The 19,381-nt window shown below is 70.5% G+C and carries 14 protein-coding genes; 6 read left to right on the forward strand and 8 right to left on the reverse strand.

Annotated features, from left to right (window positions below):
* The first annotated feature begins 16 nt into the window (after positions 1–16).
* Positions 17–1,084 (forward strand): ionic transporter y4hA, encoded by a 1,068-nt coding sequence (locus P7V53_RS05155; RefSeq protein WP_280154408.1) that lies wholly within the window; start codon positions 17–19, stop codon positions 1,082–1,084.
* On the opposite strand, the gene P7V53_RS05160 is transcribed toward P7V53_RS05155, so the two are convergent.
* The 4 genes from P7V53_RS05160 to P7V53_RS05175 all read right to left on the reverse strand — a co-directional run bounded on the left by P7V53_RS05160 (position 1,081) and on the right by P7V53_RS05175 (position 6,228).
* A complete protein-coding gene (locus P7V53_RS05160) occupies positions 1,081–2,637 on the reverse strand; it encodes a hypothetical protein (RefSeq protein ID WP_280154409.1) in 1,557 nt (518 codons plus the stop codon). The two genes, P7V53_RS05155 and P7V53_RS05160, sit on opposite strands and share 4 nt — an antisense overlap.
* A 180-nt stretch (positions 2,638–2,817) precedes the next feature.
* Entirely contained in the window at positions 2,818–3,852 is a 1,035-nt protein-coding gene (locus tag P7V53_RS05165; protein ID WP_280154410.1) for a porin, read from the reverse strand.
* A 184-nt stretch (positions 3,853–4,036) separates the two neighbouring features.
* The gene (locus P7V53_RS05170; protein WP_280154411.1) at positions 4,037–5,554 is read right to left on the reverse strand and encodes a heavy metal sensor histidine kinase; all 1,518 of its coding nucleotides are present in this window, start codon (positions 5,552–5,554) and stop codon (positions 4,037–4,039) included.
* A gap of 2 nt (positions 5,555–5,556) precedes the next feature.
* Complete coding sequence (locus P7V53_RS05175; protein ID WP_280154413.1) at positions 5,557–6,228, reverse strand: heavy metal response regulator transcription factor; 672 nt, start codon at positions 6,226–6,228, stop codon at positions 5,557–5,559.
* A gap of 108 nt (positions 6,229–6,336) precedes the next feature.
* On the opposite strand from P7V53_RS05175, the gene P7V53_RS05180 reads away from it, so the two are divergent.
* A complete protein-coding gene (locus P7V53_RS05180; RefSeq protein WP_280154414.1) occupies positions 6,337–7,194 on the forward strand; it encodes a DMT family transporter in 858 nt (285 codons plus the stop codon).
* On the opposite strand, the gene P7V53_RS05185 is transcribed toward P7V53_RS05180, so the two are convergent.
* Positions 7,157–7,624, reverse strand: a complete 468-nt coding sequence (locus P7V53_RS05185) for an Lrp/AsnC family transcriptional regulator (protein WP_280154416.1) — start codon at positions 7,622–7,624, stop codon at positions 7,157–7,159. The genes P7V53_RS05180 and P7V53_RS05185 overlap by 38 nt on opposite strands.
* A gap of 139 nt (positions 7,625–7,763) precedes the next feature.
* On the opposite strand from P7V53_RS05185, the gene P7V53_RS05190 reads away from it, so the two are divergent.
* Positions 7,764–8,138, forward strand: a complete 375-nt coding sequence (locus tag P7V53_RS05190; protein ID WP_280154417.1) for a VOC family protein — start codon at positions 7,764–7,766, stop codon at positions 8,136–8,138.
* Between the two features lie 5 nt (positions 8,139–8,143).
* Here P7V53_RS05190 and P7V53_RS05195 read toward each other — a convergent pair whose 3' ends face one another.
* On the reverse strand, positions 8,144–8,773 hold the full coding sequence (locus P7V53_RS05195; protein WP_280154418.1) for a nucleoside/nucleotide kinase family protein: 630 nt from the start codon (positions 8,771–8,773) through the stop codon (positions 8,144–8,146).
* Positions 8,774–8,940: 167 nt separating this feature from the next.
* Between P7V53_RS05195 and araD the strand changes: the two genes are divergently transcribed.
* The 3 genes from araD to P7V53_RS05210 are packed head-to-tail and all read left to right on the forward strand — an operon-like array spanning position 8,941 to position 12,139.
* A complete protein-coding gene (araD, locus tag P7V53_RS05200) occupies positions 8,941–10,674 on the forward strand; it encodes an L-arabinonate dehydratase (protein WP_280154419.1) in 1,734 nt (577 codons plus the stop codon).
* An 11-nt stretch (positions 10,675–10,685) separates the two neighbouring features.
* Positions 10,686–11,396: a ribonuclease activity regulator RraA gene (locus tag P7V53_RS05205; RefSeq protein WP_280154420.1), complete on the forward strand. Its 711-nt coding sequence runs from the start codon at positions 10,686–10,688 to the stop codon at positions 11,394–11,396.
* Between the two features lie 32 nt (positions 11,397–11,428).
* A complete protein-coding gene (locus P7V53_RS05210; protein WP_280154421.1) occupies positions 11,429–12,139 on the forward strand; it encodes an SDR family oxidoreductase in 711 nt (236 codons plus the stop codon).
* A 25-nt stretch (positions 12,140–12,164) separates the two neighbouring features.
* Here the strand turns inward: P7V53_RS05210 and P7V53_RS05215 are convergent, their stop codons facing one another.
* Positions 12,165–13,160 carry a pyridoxal-phosphate dependent enzyme gene (locus tag P7V53_RS05215; protein WP_280154422.1) on the reverse strand — a complete coding sequence of 332 codons (996 nt, stop codon included), beginning with the start codon at positions 13,158–13,160 and terminating at the stop codon, positions 12,165–12,167.
* A gap of 229 nt (positions 13,161–13,389) precedes the next feature.
* Positions 13,390–19,320, reverse strand: coding sequence for a CHAT domain-containing protein (locus P7V53_RS05220; RefSeq protein ID WP_280154423.1), 5,931 nt, complete (start codon positions 19,318–19,320; stop codon positions 13,390–13,392).
* Positions 19,321–19,381 lie beyond the last annotated feature (61 nt).

Raw genomic sequence — 19,381 nt, forward strand, 5'->3', positions numbered from 1 at the left:
GAACAAGGAATCCTCGATGCCGCGCTGGGCCCTGGCCGCGCCACTCGTCGCGGTCGTGCTGCTGGCGGTGGCCCTGCTGTTGCCGCCCAGCACCGTCATTGCGCTGCTGTGCGCGCCGGCGCTGATCGGCGCCGTGCTCGCCGCGGTGCATCACGCAGAGGTGGTCGCCCACCGGGTGGGCGAGCCCTTCGGAACGCTGGTGCTCGCGGTGGCGGTCACCGTCATCGAGGTGGCGCTGATCGTCTCGGTGATGCTCACCGGCGGGCCCGACAAGGCGGCGCTGCCGCGCGACACCATCTTCTCGGCCATCATGATCATCTGCAATGGCGTCGTGGGGGTGTGCCTGCTGGTCGGCGGACTGCGTCACCACGAGCAGACCTTCCACCTCGGCGGCGCCAACTCCGCGCTCGCGGCGCTGATCGCGCTCAGCACGCTGTCGCTGGTACTGCCTGCCTTCACCACCAGCTCGCCGGGCCCCACCTACACGGCGGCGCAGCTCTCGTTCGCGGCGATCGCGTCACTGTCGCTGTGGGCGGTGTTCGTGTTCTTCCAGACGGTGAGCCATCGCGACTACTTCCTGCCTCCGGACGATCCGGCGGACGAGGAGAGTCACGCCGCGCCGCCATCGGTGCGCGCCGCATGGATGGGCTTCGGCATGCTGCTGGTCGCGCTCATCGCCGTCGTCGGCCTCGCCAAGATCCTCTCGCCGAGCATCGAGAGCGGCGTCGCCGCGGCCGGTGCGCCGAAGGCGGTGATCGGCATTGCGATCGCGCTGCTGGTCCTGCTGCCCGAGACCTGGGCCGCCGTGCGCGCGGCGCGCGCCAATCGCCTGCAGACCAGCCTCAACCTGGCGCTGGGCTCCGCGCTGGCGAGCATCGGCCTCACCATCCCCGTCGTCGCGCTGGCGTCGGTGCTGCTGGAGCTGCCGCTGGTGCTCGGGCTTGACGCCAAGGAGCTGGTGCTCCTGGCGCTGAGCTTCATCGTCGGCTCGATCACGCTGGTCTCCGGCCGGACCAACATGCTGCAAGGTGCCGTGCACCTGGCGATCTTCGCGGCCTTCCTGTTCCTCGCGCTCGTGCCCTAAGCGGCCAGCGCCATGCGCAGCGGCTGCTTCGCGCGGAAGGCCCACTTCGGCCCCAGCCGCAGCGACTCGAGCGTCGTCGAGCTCGCGGTGGCGAAGAACATCGCCTCGTCGAGGCCGAGGCGCTCGAACGCCCTGCGCTGGCGCAGCGAGCGGCGCCGCAGGTCGCCCTCGATGGCAAGGGTGTCGCGTCGCGCCTGTCCGAAGAAGGACGCTGCCTCGCGCGCGATGACCAGCGCGCCCTCGGACGTGGCCGGAATCGCGCGCGGTGCGGACAGCCGACTCTGCGAGATGAAGGGATTCTTGCCGACGACCAGCCCCCACGGCCGCAGGCCGGCCGCCGGGTCGACGCACAGCGCTTCGAGCTTGGTGAGGCCGAAGGTGCGCGACAGCTGCAGCCTGACGGCCAGCCAGGGATCGCTGCGCCGGATCTGCTCGATGGCGGGCAGCGCATCCTCCGCGCGTCCGTCCACCGGCAGCACCAGCGACGACAGCAGCTCGGCGGCGTGTGCATCGCCATGGCTGGCGGCTTGATGCAGCCAGTGAATGGCCAGCTCCGATTCGGCCAGCGAGCTCGATTCGCGCAGCATCAGCGCGCCGAGCTTGCGCTGCGCCTGCGACTGCCCGCGCGTCGCCGCCTTCTCGAGGAAGAAGCGGGCCATCTGCGGGTTGGACACCGACAGCCTATGGTCTGCGTGCAGCCGGTACAGATGCAGCCAGGCTTCGTCGCGTCCGGCGTCGGCGGCGCGCAGCAGGTAGGCCGCGCCGCGGCGGATGTTGATGCTGTCGGCGAACACCGCCGAACCCAGGGTGTCGTCGGCGACGCCGCACAGCCCCAGCCCCAGCACGTAGGCTGCATCGCGGTCGCCCTGGTTCGCGCGCTGCTCGAGGCTGGCGCGCAGGTGTTCGGCCTCGATGCCTTGCAGACGGCGGCCTTGCTCGCGCGCCTGACGCACCGCCGCGGCCACCAGCTCCATCAGCTCGCCGCTGAGGCCGCCGGCCAGCGCGAGCGCGGTTTGCAGACAGGCGATGAAGTCTTCGAAGCGATCGCCGGCATGCGCCCGCCTGGCCGCGATCAAGGCGATCGCCGCGGTGTCGATGCCGGCGTTGTCGCGCAGCGCGCGCAGCAGCTCGAGCGCGCTCGGCTCGGCATCGGGCTGGCCGCGCGTCGCATGCGACAGGGCGCGGCGCGCGCCTTCGTCGCCGCCGGCCGCGGCGCTCTTCAACCAGTGCAGACCGTCAGCGGCGCGGGCACGGCGCGCGCACTCCCACGCGCCGAGCTTGAGCTGCGCGACGGTGCTGCCGGCTTGCGCGGCTTGCGACAGGGGCCGCTCCTGCTGCAGCTCAAGCAGGTCGTCGAGCGCGAGATGCTCCGCGACGATGCGTGCGGCCGCGGGGAGGTCGCGCACGCTCGCATGGCTCAGGTGCTCGATGCCGGTGGCGATGTGCCGCGGGAAGCCGTCGATCCCGAGCAGGTAGCGGCGCCCCACCTCGCACCGCGCGGCCGCGTCGCCCTGGCGGGCGGAGGCGAGAAGCTGGATATCTTGTCGACGCATGCATCACTCCGAACGCTGGATGCAGGCGACGATAGGCAGGCGGCCTGTCGCCGACATGGCGCCAGAATTACGGTTCTGTCATGTGCGGGTCATGCGGCGCCAGCTGCAAGAAAGGGGCTGCACCCTTGCGGACGCAGCCCCCTCGAATGCGCGATCGATGTCGCGCCGGCGTAACGCCGGTCAGAAGCGGTGGCGGATGCCCAGCTCGAAGCCGGTCGAATCCTTGCCGGCCGGCAGCGCGGGATTCGAATCGACGGCGAAGGCTGCCGCGCCCTTGTTGTTGACGCGTGCGTAGGTGGTGTACAGGGCCGTGCGCTTGGACAGGTCGTACACGTAGCCGATGGCGAGCTGGTTCGCGTCGTTGTTCTCGGTGTCGACACCGGCGCCGTTCACGCCGGAGGCGTTGGCCCGGATGTACGACACCCGCACCGTGCCCTGGCCCAGCGGCACCAGCGCGCCGATGTTGGCGACGGCGAGCTTCAGGTCGGCGTACTTCTGCTGGCTGTAGTAGCCCAGCAGCTTGGCGACGCCGAAGTCGTACGAGGCGCCGAATTCGGCGACCTTGTACTTGTCCTCGCCGGCGGCGTTCGGCGCCACCTCGGTCTGGCCGAGCGACACCGACACGTCCAGCGGCCCGGCGGCATAGCCGGCGCGGCCGCCGACGTACTTCTTGCCGACCACGCCTTCGCCCGCGGCCACCGACACCTGGCCATAGAAGCCGCCGAGGCCGGACGGCGCGAAGTAGCTGACGATGTTGTCGGCGCGCGTGCGCGTGTCGACCGCCGTGCCCAGCGTCGAGGAGAACTTGTCGGCAGCCGCGACGCCGTTGGTGCCGAACGCGTCGTAGTCCGAGAAGCCGGTGTAGGTCGGCGTGAAGTCGCGGCCCAGGCGCAGCTCACCGAGGCTGGCGCTGCTCAGGCTCACCGTCGAGCGCCGATTCCAGAAGCGGGCGGCGTCGGAGGTGGTGCCGGTGTCGGGATTGATCCCGGTCTCGAGCCAGAAGCCGGCTTTCAGGCCGCCTCCGAGGTCTTCGGTGCCGCGCACGCCCAGGCGGCTGGTGTTGGCGCCGTTGGAGGCGAGCGACTTGACGCTAAGGTCCCCGTTCTTCACGTAGCGGGCCGAGGCGTCCACGATGCCGAACAGCGTGACCGAGGACTGGGCGCTGGCAGACGCGGAGACGGCGGCGAGCACGGCCACTGCAGCGAATTGCTTCATAGTCTTCCTTAGTGAGTTGATTCCGGACATGTCCATGTCCTTCATGAGCAAGGACATGCGGGAAGGGTATGGAGCGAGGGCTGCGGCCGGCACCGGCGATGCGAGAGCCGGGACCCTCGCGCATGCATGACGCCCCCCAAACAGGACGCGGCCGTGCCTTCGTTGCTGCAATCGCTCTGTCGGCTCAGGCCTCGGCGGGCCCGGGACCGGGGAACCGCAGCGAGAACGCCGTGCGCTCGCCCGGGTGGCTGCGCACGGCGGCATCGCCGCCGTGCAGGTCCATGATCGACTTCACGATCGCCAGCCCGAGCCCGGATCCCGAGCCTTCGCGCGAAGCGTCGACGCGAAACAGCCGGTCGAACAGGCGTGGCTGGTCCTTCGGCGCAATGGCGGGTCCTTCGTTGGAGACTTCGAGGGTGCAGGCGCCGCCCTCGTGGCTGGTCGCGCACAGCAGGACGCTGGTGCCGCGCGGCGCATAGCGCAGCGCGTTCGAGATCAGGTTGCTGACGGCGCGCAGCAGCAGGGTCTTGTCGGCCCACACGCGGTGATGCGCGGCATCGTCGCCGCGCAGCTCGCATCCGAGCGACACGCCCCGCTCGTCGGCCAGGCCCTCGAAGTAGTCGCGCACCCGCTCGGACGCCGTGCGCAGGTCGATCCACTCGCGGTGAATGGAGGCCTGCGCATCCTCGGCGCGCGCCAGGAACAGCATGTTCTCGATCAGCCGGGAAATGCGCTCGTAGTCCTCGACGGCCGACTCCAGCGCGGCCCGGTATTCCTCGGCGCTGCGCGGGCGCGACAGCGTGACCTGTGCTTCACCGAGCAGGTTGTTGATGGGCGTGCGCAGGTCGTGCGCCAGGTCGGACGAGAATTCCGACAGGCGCTTGAAGGCCGCCTCCAGCCGGTCGAGCATGCGATTGAAGGCCTCGCCCGACTCGAGCAGCTCGGTCGGTGTGCGGTCGAGCCTGAGCCTCTCGTGCAGCGCGTGCCCGCTGATGCGGCTGGCGGCGGTGCCCAGGCGCCGGGCGACGATGACGATGCGGTTCGCGATCGACACGCCGATCACGGCGGCGGCCGCCGCGCTCAGCACCAGCGCCACGATGAGCACCTTCCAGCCGTGCACGACGACGTCGCGCGCATGCGAGAGCTCGAACGCGAGAGCCACGAGCACGGGGCCCTGCGTCGCGGCGGGGAACTGCTCGGGCACCGTCACCCGGCACAGCATCAAGCGGAAGACGCGCCCATCGGGGGCCTTCCACATCGTCGTCAGCGGGCCCAGGCGACGCTGCAGCGCCTGGACCTTCTCGTGGGTCACGCCGGTCGGCAGGTCGCCGATGCGCAGCGCCTCCCGAGGCAGCGCCGAGATCGGCACCTGGAAGTAGTCCGATGCGGCGATCACGCGCCGCTGCTCGTCGAGCAGGGCGACATGCAGGCTGCCGAGCTGCGCTTCGATGCGATTGGCCAGCGCGTGCGCCACGCTTTCGATCTCGAAGCCGGAGGCGGTGAGGTCTTCGTGCAGGAAGGCGATGTTGGCCAGCATGACCATCTCGCTGCCCTGGCGCAGCTCCTGCGTGGTCATGCGCAGCACCAGCCAGTTGCTGCTCGCGACGAGCAGAACGGACACCAGCGTGATCGCCACGCTGATCTGCGCGCTCATCGAGCCTCGCAGCGCGGCCAGCCAGCGGCGCGGCATCGACAGGGACATCGTCAGTCGCGCGCTTCGAAGATGTAGCCGACGCCGCGGATGGTGTGGATCAGCTTGGTGGAGAACGGGTCGTCCAGCTTGGCGCGCAGGCGGCGCACCGCGACGTCGACGACGTTGGTGTCGCTGTCGAAGTTCATGTCCCACACATGCTCGGCGATCAGGGTGCGCGACACCGCCTGGCCGATGTGGCGCGCGAAGTAGTCGAGCAGCGTGTACTCGCGGGCCGACAGGTCGATGCGCCGCCCCGCGCGGCTCACCCGGCGGCGCGTGAAGTCCATCTCGAAGTCGGCGATGCGCACCACGCTGGCGGGCCGGCCGGAGCCGCGCCGCAAGATGCTCTGGATGCGCGCCAGCAGCTCGGAGAACGCGAAGGGCTTGATGAGGTAGTCGTCGGCGCCGAGCTGCAAACCCTTCACGCGGTCCTGCACCTCGTCGCGCGCGCTGAGGAAGAACACCGGCGTCTCGAGCTCCCGGCGGATGCCGCGCAGCACGGACCAGCCGTCGGCCCCCGGCAGCATGACGTCCAGCACGATGAGGTCGTAGGGCGTCGAGGTGGCCAGGTGCAGCCCGTCGAGGCCGTTGCCGGCCACGTCGACGACGAACGCGTGCTCGGTCAGTCCTTTGCGGATGTACGCCGCGGTTTTCGGTTCGTCTTCGACGATCAGGATGCGCATGGGTGGCCGTGATTATCACGACGGCCGTTCTTTTTCGCTGGCCGTCACATCGATGTCGACCGCGCCGTGCGGACGATCGGCAAGCCACGCCGATAATCCGCGCCTGCGATGACCCGCGCGCGCGTCTTCACCCTCACCCTGCTGGCGCTCGTCGCCTTCGCCGGCAATTCGCTGCTGTGCCGCGTGGCGCTCAAGCACACCGCCATCGATCCGGCGAGCTTCACGTCGGTGCGGCTCGTCTCCGGCGCGCTGGTGCTGTGGCTCCTCGCGCGCTCGCGCGCTGCGCAAGCCGGCCCGGCGGGCAACTGGCGATCGGCGCTGGCGCTGTTCGCCTACGCCGTCCTGTTCTCGTGGGCCTACGTTTCGCTCACGGCGGCGACGGGCGCCTTGCTGCTGTTCGGCGCGGTGCAGGCCACCATGATCGGCTACGGCTGGTGGATGGGCGAAAGGCTGCGTGCGCGCCAGCTCTTCGGCTTCGTGCTGGCCGTCACGGGACTGATCGGCCTTCTGCTGCCCGGCCTGTCGGCGCCCCCGCTGCAGGGCTCGCTGCTCATGCTGGCCGCGGGCGCGGCGTGGGGCATCTACACCCTGCGCGGCAAGGGCAGCGGCGATCCGACGCGGGTGACGGCTGGCAATTTCCTGCGCGCCGTCGTGCCGACCGCGGTGCTGAGCGTGGCCACGCTCCCGTGGGCTTCGCTCGACGCCCGCGGCGTGGCCTTCGCGATCGCCTCGGGTGCGCTGGCGTCCGCGCTCGGCTACATCGTCTGGTACGCGGTGCTGCCGCGCCTCAAGGTGAGCACGGCGGCCACCGCGCAGCTGAGCGTGCCGATGATCGCGGCACTCGGCGGCATCGTGTTCCTCGGCGAAGCGCCGACGCTGCGGCTGGTCGTGGCCTCGGCGGCAATCCTCGGCGGCATCGCGTGCGTGGTCATGCCTTCGGAATCTGCAGCGGCCCGCCGCGCCTGACTGCGTCGAGCACGATCTGCGTGGTGAAGCTCCGCACGTTGGCGTCGTGCAGCAGGCAGGCCTCGCAGAAGGCGTCGTAGGCCTCCAGGTCCGACACGATCACCACCAGCACGTAGTCGGCGGCGCCAGTGACGCCGTAGCACTGCTGCACTTCGCCGCGTGCGGTCACCTTGTCGCAAAAGGCCTGCGCCGCGCGCGCCGACTCGTCGACCAGGTCGACCTGCACGATCGCCGTGACGCCCAGGCCGAGCCGGCGGCAATCGAGCGAAGCCGTCTCGGCCACGATGACGCCGTTTTCGCGCAGTCGCTTCAGGCGCCGTTGCACGGCCGCGGCCGACAGGCCCACCTGGGCGCCCATTCGCTCGCTGGGCACGCGGGTGTCGCGCTGGTACAGGTCGAGGATCTGGCGGTCGAAGGCGTCGAGTTCCATCGAGGCAGGAGCGCCGCATGCACGGCCGGCTGGATGCGGCTTCGCCGCGGGAAAGGGGGGTGGATTCGCGGCCGGGCGCACCGTGCCGCCGCACAAACTGGGGCGCTCGCGATTATCGACAAGACCTTGAGGAGTTCCCGTGATCGATCATGTTTCCCTCGGCACGACGCGCTATGCCGAGTCCGTCGACTTCTATCGCCGCGTGCTGGCGCCGCTGGGACTGGAACTGCTGCGCGACACCGGCGCCGAAGCTTCGTTCGGCGTGCCCGCGCACTGGTCGTTCTTCCTCTACCCGGTGGCCGAAGGCGAGCAGGCCGTGGCTCGCGGCATGCACGTCGCGTTCGGCGCCGCGTCGCGCGCCGAGGTGAGGGCGGCGCACGACGCGGCTCTCGCCGCATCGGCGCCCTCGATGTCCGCGCCGCGCGAGCGGCCGGACATCAGCCCCACGTACTTCGGCGCACTCTTCCTCGATCTCGACGGCCACCGCATCGAGGTGCTGACCAACGCCGGCTGAGCCGCTCACCCCACGGCGATCGTCACGTCGGCACGCTGGCGGCTCGCGGCCACGAGGCGCGCATTCGGCTCGTCCGTGTGCTGCACCCACTGGAGCGCGGCGTCGCGACTGCGGCCGAACGCCATGTGCCGCTGCACCAGCCGCTCGCGGCGCAGGTCCTCGTCGACCTCGACGTACCACGCTTCGTCCAGCAGGGGGCGCACCTGGCGCCAGGGCTCGGTGTCGAGCAGCAGGTAGTTGCCCTCGGTGATGACGAGCGGGAGGCGTGCCTCGACGGCGATGGCGCCGGCGATGGGCTCCTCGATCTCGCGACGGAATTCCGGCGCGTAGACGGTCTCGCCGGCCGCCGGAGACCGCAGGCGGCGCAGCAAGGCCACGTAGCCGGCTGCGTCGAAGGTCTCCGGCGCGCCCTTGCGCGAAGCCAGTCCGCGCCGCTCGAGTTCGGCCTGGGCCAGGTGGAAGCCGTCCATCGGCACGATCACCGCCCGGCCGGGAAACGCGGCGGCGAGCGCTTGCGCCAACGTCGACTTGCCGCTGCCCGGCGCTCCGACCAGGCCCAGCAGCCGGCGACCGCCGGCGAGGAGGGCGCTCGCGCGCGCCAGGGGCTCGGAGGAAAGTGGACCAGTGAAAGTCATTGAATATCGATCCTCTTTGAGGCGAACGGAAGCAGCTGGCCATTCTGAGCCCGGGCCCCCTCTCCCGGCTTGCGGGAGAGGGTCGGGGTGGGTGTCGCGGCGTTACCACCCTGGGCTGCTCCTACACTGGCGGACACGCATCCCGAACGGCCCTGCCGACCGCCGCCATGTCCCGCCGTCCTTACGAAAGCCTGCGCAGCGCGCGCTGGTTCGCGCCCGATGACCTGCGCTCCTTCGGCCACCGCTCGCGCATCATGCAGATGGGCTACGCGCCCGCCGACTGGGCCGGCCGCCCGCTGATCGCCATCGTCAACACCTGGTCCGACATCAATCCGTGCCACGGCCACTTCAAGCAGCGCGTGGAGGACGTCAAGCGCGGTGTGTACCAGGCGGGTGGCTTCCCGATCGAGCTGCCTGCCATCTCGCTGGCGGAGGCCTTCGTCAAGCCGACGACCATGCTCTACCGCAACCTGCTCGCGATGGAGACCGAGGAGCTGCTGCGCAGCCATCCGGTCGACGGCGCGGTGCTGATGGGCGGCTGCGACAAGACCACGCCCGGCCTGCTGATGGGCGCGTTCAGCGCCGGCCTGCCGTGCATCTACCTGCCGGCCGGACCCATGCTGCGCGGGAACTACAAGGGCCAGGTGCTCGGCTCCGGCTCCGACGCGTGGAAGTTCTGGGACGAGCGGCGCGCCGGGCGCATCGGCCCGGCCGAGTGGACCGGCGTGGAGGGCGGCATCGCGCGCAGCCACGGCACCTGCATGACGATGGGCACGGCCGCGACGATGATGGGCATCGCCGAGGCGCTCGGCATGACGCTGCCCGGCGCATCGGCCATCCCCGCGCCCGACGCCAACCATGCGCGCATGGGCGCCGAGTGCGGCCGGCGCATCGTCGACATGGTGTGGGACGATCTCAAGCCGGCCCGGGTGCTGTCGCGCGACTCCTTCCACAACGCCATCGTCGTCGCGATGGCGATGGGCTGCTCCACCAACGCCATCATCCATGTCGTCGCGATGTCGCGGCGCGCCGGCTGCGAGGTGGGCCTCGACGATTTCGACGCGGCGAGCCGCCAGGTGCCCGTCATCGCCAACATCCGGCCGAGCGGCGACACCTACCTGATGGAAGACTTCTACTACGCGGGCGGCCTGCCGGGACTGATGAGCCGGCTCACCGGCCACCTGCGGCTGGGCGCGATGACGGTGACGGGCCGAACGCTGGGCGACAACATCGCCTCGGCCCAGGTGCACAACGACGACGTCATCCGGCCGCTTGCCGACCCGATCTATGCCGAAGGCGCGCTGGCCGTGCTGCGCGGCAACCTGGCCCCCGACGGGTGCGTGATCAAGCCGAGCGCGTGTGCGCCAGGCTTGCTGCAGCACACCGGCCCGGCGCTGGTGTTCGACGACTATCCGAGCATGAAGGCCGCGGTCGACGACGACACGCTCGAGGTCACGGCCGACCACGTCCTCGTGCTGCGCAATGCCGGGCCGCAAGGCGGACCCGGCATGCCGGAGTGGGGCATGCTGCCGATTCCCACCAAGCTCGTGAAGCAGGGCGTGCGCGACATGGTGCGCATCTCCGACGCGCGCATGAGCGGCACCAGCTACGGCGCCTGCATCCTGCACGTCGCGCCCGAGTCGCATGTCGGCGGGCCGCTGGCGCTGGTGAAGACCGGCGACCGCATCACGGTCGACGTGCCGGGACGCCGCATCCAGCTCGAGGTGAGCGACGAGGAGCTGGCGCGGCGTCGCGCGGCCTGGACGCCGCCGCCCCCGCGTTTCGAGCGCGGCTACGGCTGGATGTTCTCGCGTCACATCCTGCAGGCGGACGAGGGCTGCGACTTCGACTTCCTCGAGACCGGCTTCGGCGCGCCGGTCGGCGAGCCCGACATCTTCTGAAGGAGCCTGCCTTGAATCCGAAGACCCGCGAGCAGCTGCAGAGCGTGAGCACCGCGACGCTGTGCACCGCGCTGTTCAAGCGCGGCCTGCGCAACCAGTTCATCCAGGACGTGCGGCCGCTGAACCCCGGCCTGCCGAACATGGTCGGCCCGGCCTACACGCTGCGCTACATCCCGGCGCGCGAGGACTTGAACCCGATCACCGTGTTCCAGGACCACGGGCATCCCCAGCGCAAGGCCGTCGAGCAGTGCCCGCCCGGCGCGGTGTTCGTCATCGACAGCCGCAAGGATGCGCGCGCCGCATCGGCCGGCTCCATCCTCGTGTCGCGCCTGATGAAGCGCGGCGTGGCGGGCGTGGTCACCGACGGCGGCTTTCGCGATTCGCCGGAGATCGCGCGGCTGGCGATCCCCGCCTACCACCATCGGCCGTCGGCACCGACCAACCTCACGCTGCACCAGGCGCTGGACATCGACGTGCCGATCGGCTGCGGCGATGTTGCGGTGTTTCCGGGCGACATCGTCGTCGGCGATGCGGAGGGGGTCGTCGTCGTTCCGGCGCATCTCGCCGACGAGATCGCGGCCGAAGCGACCGAGATGACGGCCTTCGAGGACTTCGTCACCGAGGAGGTGATGAAGGGCCGTTCCATCCTCGGCCTGTATCCGCCGACCGAGGAGCAGGCGCGCAACGATTTCGCGGCGTGGCGGCAGGCGAACGGACGGTGAAAATCGCCGCGGCCGCGCAGTAAAGTGGCCGCATGAACCACACACCCACTTCCCGCACTGTTGTCATCACCGGCGCCGCCGGTGCCCTGGGCCGCGCGGTCGCCCAGCAGTTCCTCGACGAGGGCGCGCAGCTCGCGCTGGTCGATCAGGACGAGGGCCGGCTGCGCAGCGTCTTCGCCGGCCGCGCCGACATGTCGCCGCACCAGCTGGTCGCCGCCGACGTCACGTCCGAAGCCGGCATGGCGGCTGCCGCGGTGCGCATCGAGCAGGCGCTCGGGCGCGTCGACGTGCTGGTCCATGTGGCTGGCGGCTTCGAGATGGGCGAGCCGGTGCACGCCCTGAGCCGCGCCGCCTGGGACCGAATGATGAACCTCAACGCCTGGTCCTTCGTCGCCGTCACCCGGGCCTTCGTGCCGCAGATGCTCGGCGACGGCGCCGGCAAGGTCGTCGCGGTGTCGGCCGGCTCGGCGGTGCGCGGCGCGGCGCAGATGGCGGCCTACGTGGCGTCCAAGAGTGCGCTGCAGCGGCTCGTCGAGGCGCTGTCGCAGGAAGTGCGCACCAAGGGCATCAACGTCAACAGCATCGCGCCGACCATCATGGACACGCCGGCCAACCGCGAGTCGATGCCGAACGCCGATCACTCGGCATGGGTGTCGACCGCGGTCGCGGCGAAGACCATCGGCTTCCTGGCTTCGGATGCCGCACTGTCCATTCACGGACAGCACGTGGTCGTCGGCGCGTAGGCGTGCCGTCGGGGCGCCCGGCGCCCTACGAGAGCAATTGCGCGAAGCGCTCCGCGTCGATGTTGGATCCGGACACGATCAACGCGACGCGCTTGCCGTCGAGGCGCTCGCGCAGCGGACCCAGCAGCGCCGCCGTCGAGGCGGCGGCTGCGGGTTCGGCGACGAGCTTCACGTCCTTGAACAGGTGCCGCATGCCTTCGCGCAGCTGCGTGTCGGACACCCGCACCACCTCGTCGACGAAGCGCCGGCACACGGCGAAGCTGTAGGGCAGGGTGTAGGGCGCGCCGAGGCTGTCGGCCACGGTGTCGACCCGGTCCAGCTTCTCGGTCCGGCCAGACTCGAAGCTGCGCGCCATCGCGTCGGCGCCCGCCGGCTCGACGCCGTAGACGCGGCACGAGGGCTCGATCTGCTTCACCGCCGCGGCCACGCCGGCGGCGAGGCCGCCCCCGCCGACCGGCACGATGACTGCGTCGAGCCGCAGCACCTGCCGCATCAGTTCGAGGCCGATGGTCGCCGTCCCCTGTGCCGTCAGCGGACCTTCGAAGGGATGCACCAGCGTGCGGCCTTCGTCGCTCACCAGCCGCTGCGCGAGCGCGAAAGCGTCGTGGATGGTGTCGGCGAGGAGCACCTCGGCGCCTTCGGCACGGCAGGCATCGATGCGTGCCCGGCTGGCGTGGCGCGGCATCGCCAGCTTGGCGTGCGTGCCCGCCGCCCGCGCGGCGTACGCGACCGAGACGGCGTGATTGCCGGCGCTGCAGGCCACGACGCCGCGCGCCAAGGCGGCGGCATCGAGCGCCGCAATGCAGTTGAGCGCGCCGCGCAGCTTGAAGCTGCCGGTGCGCTGGAAGAGCTCGAGCTTGAGCCAGACTTCGGTGGCCGGGCTCAGCGTCTCGACGACGCCGGTGCGCCATCGCCAGACGGGTGTCTCGAGGTAGCGGCCGGTCAGGCGCTCGGCGGTCTGCCGGGCCTGGGCCAGGGTGGGATAGTCGGACGCGAACGCATCCGTTGCGGTGAAGGTCATCTCGCCAATCTCCAATCGAACGCGGGAAAGGCGGCGCCGGCCGGATGCGCGACGCCGCGCGGATCGGGGCGGATCGCCGAGCACCGGGCCAGCCGCAGCTCAGCGATCCCGGCGAATTCGAATCGGGCGCGCCCGCGCCGGCCGCGCGGAAGCGGTGGGGCGGATGGTGAGGAGAAGGCGCGCAGTCACGGCCGGCATGATCGCACAGGCCGCCGCGGTGCGTGTCGCCTCATGCCTTCCGGCGCGTCGTCTTGCGAGCCGTCTTGCGCGGTGGACTCGCACGCCTGGCCGGCGCCGCGCGCTCGGGCTTCGTCTCGGGCACAGGGAGCAGCAACTGGGCGTCGGCGTCCGAGGCGACGCTCAGCCGGTCGGCCAGCAGGTCGAGCCGCGCGCTCACCGACTTGGCCGCGCTCACGCTGCCTGCCGTCTCGTAGGCGCGATGGAGCAGCGCCATCAGCCGGATCTGCTTGACCACCGAGTCCCGCTCACGCGGGGTGACGATCGCGCTCTGCAGCGCATCGTCGTAGCCGGCGACCAGGCCTTCCAGCGCGGCGTCGCTGCCGCTGGCCGCAGCGGCGAGCGAGTCGTCGAGCAAGGCGGTGACCAGTGCCGCGTCGGCCACCATCGTCGAGTTGTAGGCATCGGGCATCTCGGCGAATGCGGCGTTGGCGGCCGCCGCGCAGCGCTGCGCGTGGGCCACGTACGCCAGGCGCTCGTCGGGCTGCGCGCTCAAGGACCAGAGGAACAGCCAGTTGAGTGTCTGGTACGGACGGATGTCCTTGTCCCCGAGCTTGCTGGCCATCGCCTGGTAGGCCTGGCTGCTGTGCTCGAGCGCGTCGGCCATCAGCGTGAACTCGGTCTGCTTGCCGGTGGCGAGGAAGGCACGCGCATGCACGGCGGCCTTGCATTTCCACGCGCCGCCGAGCAGCCCGGCGCGTTCGGCATTGGCGAGTCCTGGCGCCTGGTCGCGCATCGTCTGCTGCGCCGAAGCGCCGGGCAGCGTGCCGCCGGTCACGCGCACGAGCTGGGTCAGCCGGTCGATGCCCGCGGCCACCAGGCCGGCATCGTCGGTGGCGTCGCCGAGCCGCGCTTCGGCGTTCGCGAGCTGCTCGATCGCGCGGATCGGGACCTTGCCGTCGCGGTCGGAGGCCATGACCGCGCGCTGGTAGCACTCGCAGGCCAGCGCGAGATAGTCCGGTCCGAGGTCGGCGTAGAGCTCGCCCAGGGCGCTCAGCAGGTCCGGCCGCTGCATCCATTGGGACGGCGCATTGGCGAACCATTGCTGCACGCGTGTCACCAGGCGCCGGGCCTCCCCCGCGCTCAGCGCTTCGCCGCGGCGCTGAAGCTCCTGCCGTTCGGCCTCGATGCGGTCGAGCAGCTCTTCCGGCGCCACGCCGCCCCAGGCGGTCTGCACGCGACGCGGCGGGGCATCGGCCTTGGGATCGGCCCGCCAGCCGGGATCGCCATACGCCTGGTATGCGCCCCAGGTGATGCTCGCGGGATAGCGGTCCCAGGTGACGCAGCGCGCCTGGAACACCGCCTCGCCGAACGTGAGGTTGTCGGCCAGCAGCCGGTCGTAGAAGGTCTCGGCGAAGAGGCTCGCCGGTGCGTCTTCCACGGCCCAGCCCGCCACGACGACCGCACGCACGCCGATGTCGATGAGCTGGCGTGCCACGCTGTAGGCGAGCTTGTTGAACGCCACGGGCGAGCGGTCGACCTTGCCGAGGTGGCAGCAGTTGAGGAACACGAGGTCGGGCACGATCTCCATCGCATCGATCTCGGCCGCGGTGATCATGAGGCCGTCGGACAGCATCACGCCGCTGCGCGCCCGGTCGTCGGCCGCGTTCTCGTCGTAGAGGCCGTGTCCGGCGACGTGGACGATGCGGTACGGATGCCGGTAAAGCCGATTCACCACCTCGATCGCGGGCTGGTGGCTGCCGATGACGCGCTCCACCTCGAAGCCATGTCGCGCCAGGCTGTCCGTGACGGTGGCGGCTTCCTTCTCGGCAGCAGGCAGATCGTCGAGCGCGGTGAGCCCGCCGAGCTTCGGGTCGGGAAAGGCCTTGTAGAAGCCCTCGGTCGAGGGATTGCCCACGACATACGCGCGCCGCTCCATCGTGTGGCCGACACGCGCACGGAACTGCATCGACGAGAGCTGGCGAACCATCGCCGTGCGCGTGGCGAGCGGCTTGTCGTCGGCAAGCATCAGCTCCCAGGGCAGGTTCGCGGTGTAACCGTCGAGCACGAACACCATCTGCTGCATCTGCCGCGCCGCGTCCTTGAAGTCGTGCGGCACCAGCAGCTGGAACAGCGTGCGGCTGAAGTCCGGGTCGTAGCGCTGCACCATCACCTGGCGCTCGACGATGCTCTCCACCAGCTGGGGCTGGCGCTGGTGCACCACCGATTCGGCGCGGGCGCGCTGCCCGAGGTAGAGATAGCGCAGGCGTTCGGCGAGGGCGCGCCTGGGCGCGAGGGTCTGCACGGCGGCGCTCTCGTCGCGGTCGGCGTCGGTGATCATCAGCCGCGGCCAGTACGTCCCGCCGCGGCCGTCGAACAGGCGCTGGCGCATGCCGTCGCCCTGGTGCAGCAGCGCGTCCATGTCGATGCGGCACGGGATGCGGGGATCGGCGTTCATCGCGTGCGAGATCTGGCGTGCCGCGTAGGTCGCGGTGATGGCCGAATCGAGGTAGATCTCGACGATGTCGAGCGAGACGATGCGCAGGCGCGACTTCGTGGTTTGCGCGAAGTGCCGGTTGGCATCGATGACACCGCTCAACAGCGCCTGCACCGAGTCGGCGATGCTCAGGTTGGCCGATGAGTTGTAGCCGATCAGCAGCGTCGCCAGCCTGATGCCTTCAGCCTGTTCCAGCCCCGCGGCGACCGCGCCGCTGTCCAGCACGTGGACCAGGTAGCGCAGCGCGGCGGTGCGAACCGCCTCGGTGAGCTTGCCGACGGTGAGGGAGCCGTCGTACTTGCCCAGGCCGGCCACCACGGCGCCGCGCATGCTGCCGCGACGGCGCTCCTGCAGACTGCTGCGCAGCAGCACCGCGCTGGCGGTGCCGATGGCGCCGGCATAGAGGCCGAGGTGATGACGCACCGTCAACTCGCCGTGCACGATGTGGCGGTCGATGAGTGCCTCGGGGCCGGAGATCGCGTCCTGCTCGTAGTGGCCGACCAGGATGGGTTGCGTGACCTGGCGCAGGTCCATGGCGCGCACGCGCACGTTGAGCACGTCGCGGGGACGCTCGCGCGAGCGCAGCCGCTTGCCGGCGCCGAAGAGTCCGGCGGCGACTTCGGCATCGGTGGGGTACGGCGCCGGACCGGCGTCGTAACTGGCCACGAGCGGCGCTTCCTCGGTGCCGCGCACCGCCGGCGGGCTGGTCATCAGCATGCCGCCTTCGCCGCGGTCGAGCAGGCCGGCGATCGAGTCGAAGTAGTCGGAGGTGTCGGCCAGCGCGCCGTGTTCGGCCGGCATGTAGAAGAACTGCCCGATGCCGTCGATGCGCCCGGAGTCCCAGGTGACCGAGCCGTCCCCGTGCGGCGTGCCGAGCATCTTCCAGCGGGTGCCTTCGCGCGTGATGCCGCACGGCGTCTTGGAGGCACAGCCGAAGACATAGGCGACGTTCTTCTCGTGCCTGGCCGGCAATGCCGGGCGCGCGCTGCCATCGCGCGCCCACAGCCATTGCGCCTGCTTGAGCACGGCCGCCGACGGCAGTGCGCCTATGCCGTCGCCGAACCAGAGGTCGCGCATGTCCTTCTTGAAGTCGCCCCAGACGGCCGCATCGAAGTAGTCGCTGCTCTGCGTGCCGCCGGTGTCGATGAAGCCAGGCTTGGGCAGCAGCTGCAATGCGCCGGGGAAGCCGGCGATGATGTCGACCACCTCCTGCAGGTCGTGCTCGAGGTCGAGCACACCCAGCTTGCGCACCGTGTCCGACTTGCCGATCAGCGCCTCGACCATCAGGTGCGAGCCCTGGTTGGGCGTGCCCAGCATCACGAATCGGGCGCCCTGGCGCTGCATCAGCTCGTCCCACAGTTGCGGGTGGCGATGGATCATGGCGCGTGTCACCAGGCCGCCCATGCTGTGCGCCAGCACGCGCACCGGCTGCAGCGGCGTGCGCGTCGCGTCCAGCTGCTGCCGAAGGGTCGCGGCCAGGCGGTCTGCCAGCACGTCCAGCGGCTGGCGCCAGTCGTACGGGAACGCAACCACGCGGTGGCTCGACTCCAGATGGCGGTGCAGGTCGCCGTAGAACTGGGCGAACAGCGCCTCGGCCTCGACCGGGTCCTTCTTGCCGCTTGCGGGCAAGCGCAGCTTGTCGAGTCCGCCGAGCGCCAGTGCCGCGATGTCGAACCACACCCGCTCACGCTTGTTCAGCCAGAGGTGCGAGCCCATGATGCCGGGCAGGAACACGACGACGGGCAAGGTGCCCGCTGTCGCAGCAGCGCCCCGGCTGCGCTCGCGCCGTGCCGCCGGCAGCACATGCTCCAGGCCGGCCAGCGGCTTGAACACCTCGATCTGCTCGACCGATGCCTCGGTGAGCCAGCTGCGCAGCGCGGTGCGCGTGACGTCGTTGACGAAATAGCGGAAGTGGCTGACCTCGGGGCCCCGGTCGAACAGCACCCGCGTTCCTTCGGGCCGCGCCACGCCGGCGGTCATCGAGTCGGTGTCGACGACGAGGTCGTTGTCGGTGCTGTCGAAGAAGGTGAAGTCGGTGAACAGCACCCCCAGCCGCTTGAGCCAGCCGCCGCCCTCGATGTCGCCGCTGATGACGGCCAGCCTGAGCCCTTCCTGCACCTTGGCGCTGGCGAGGAAGCGGGCCATCGGGGAGCCGGGCAGCATGGCTTCGATGCCGGGGACGAGGTTCGGCTTGGTGCGGTTCTTCGCCACCTCCAGCACCACCCGCTTGAAAGCGGAGTAGATCGGGTTGCCCTTGAACGCCGGCACCCAGCCCATCAGCGACAGCAGGGCGGAGAGAAAGACGTCGAAGTTGCCGCTGGCCAGTCGCGTGCCGCGCGCGGGACAGGCGACGCGAACGTAGCGCTCGACGCGCGGCTTCTTGCGACGCAGCTCCGCCGCCAGCTCGTGCAAGGCGCTGCGCTGCTCCGCATGGGCCTTCACCAGTTCGCCGCGGATGCGCTCGCGCTCGGCCGGGTCTTCTTCGCCGAGCTGGGCGCGATCGAGCGCATAGCCGTCGATCAGCGCCTCGAAATTCTCGATGCACAGCAGATCGCCGACCAGCCCGCCGCGCGAGTGCGTCACCAGGTGCACCGTCGCGCCTTCGGGCAGGGCGCGAGCGAGCTGCAGCGCGTTGTCGACCGGGCTCTCTGACAAGGTGCGATGCTCGAACGCGAACACCCGATCGCCGTAGCGGTCCTCGAAGGCCTTCCAGTAGGCGTGCGAAGCGCTTTGCAGCGCATCGAAGCTGCCTGCGGTGCTGGATCCTGTGCCATGGATCAGCACCAGCAACGGACCGCCCGCCGCTTCGGCTTTCAGCCTGGGGTCGCCGGGCTCGAAGCGCTCGGCCAGCTCGCCGTCGGCGAAGCGGTACAGGCCCGGCTCGCGCTTGAGGCGGCTTTCGATCGCCCACATCAGCGCCTTCGTGCCGGCCCAGCTGACGCCCAGCTCGGCGTACTGCTCGATGCCGTCTTCAGCCTTCACGCCGAGCCATTCGCAGGCCTTGCGCTTGGCCGCTTCGATGATGGGATCGGCGGCCTGGCCGACGGTCAGCGTGTAGACCCGCGAGACGATGGAGCCCAGGCCATCGGCCAGCGCGTCGCCGATGCTGCCGCGCATGGCGGTGGTTCGCGGGCGCAGCGCGCGCTCGAAGACGATCGCCCCGTCGGCATCGACCGCTTGCGGATCGATGCGCTGCAACGTCTCGCGCAGGTTGTCGGGGTGCGTGATGACGGTGACCCCTTCGGGCAGCTCGAGCACGACGACCTCGCCGGTTTCCGGCGCCACGTCGTGCTGCCGCTGGCCGGCGTCGGTGGAGCGTGCCGCGGTGGACAGGTCGAATGCCTGCCCGACCTTCAGCAGCCGCCGCGGAACGAAGGGATCGTCCTCGGCCATGCCGGCGGAGCGCTGGCTGTCCTGGAAAGCGCGGGGCAGGGGGCCGGCGGGCAAGGCGGCGGCGCGCAGCTTGAAGAGGACCGGTGCAGCCATCTCATCTCCTCGAGCGCGGCGCAGCAGATCCGGCGACGGGGCGACCGCGGGCTCGTTCGTT

Source organism: Piscinibacter sp. XHJ-5, from assembly GCF_029855045.1.
Taxonomy (GTDB): Bacteria; Pseudomonadota; Gammaproteobacteria; order Burkholderiales; family Burkholderiaceae_C; genus Albitalea.